The sequence below is a fragment of the Leucobacter sp. M11 genome, from assembly GCF_035726885.1.
Lineage (GTDB): Bacteria > Actinomycetota > Actinomycetes > Actinomycetales > Microbacteriaceae > JAPFRB01.
The window spans coordinates 119400-119910 of record NZ_JAPFRB010000005.1; the positions used below are offsets into that span (position 1 = coordinate 119400).

The following is a 511-nucleotide window of genomic DNA, read 5'->3' on the forward strand; positions in this document are numbered from 1 at the left end:
AACGCTGCGGATGACCGGGAGGCTCGCGCATGAGCGCTCAGCTCTTCGGGATCCTGGCCGCCGCGCTCACGATCTCCACGCCGCTCGTGTGGGCCGCGCTCGGTGCGATGCTCAACGAGCGCGCCGGGGTGCTCAACCTGGGGATCGAGGGCACGATGTACTCCGGGGCCTTCCTCGGCTTCGTGACGGCGGTGCAGACCGATTCCGCGGCGCTCGGGGTGCTCGCCGCGATCCTCGGGGGAGTCGTGACCGGCGTGCTCATGGCGGTGCTCACGGTGAGCCTGGGGGTCAACCAGCACGTCGCGGGGATCGGGACGACGCTGCTGAGCGTCGCGGCGATGGACGTCGTGAACCGGCTCATGTTCGGCAGCGGACCGCTCGTGGTCGTGGAAAAGTTCTCGCGGCTGTTCTCGGACAGCGGCGTCTTCGCCCAGTATCCGATGACCTATCTCGGCCTGTTGGTGTTGGCTCCGGGGCTCTGGTGGCTCGTGCAGCGCAGCGGGATCGGCCT

The 511-nt window shown here is 68.9% G+C and carries 1 protein-coding gene; it reads left to right on the forward strand.

Translation table 11 applies throughout. From position 1 onward, the window contains the following. Positions 1–29 precede the first annotated feature (29 nt). Positions 30–511 (forward strand): ABC transporter permease subunit (locus OOT08_RS15865; RefSeq protein WP_442916271.1); only part of this gene is annotated, 482 nt, incomplete at its 3' end.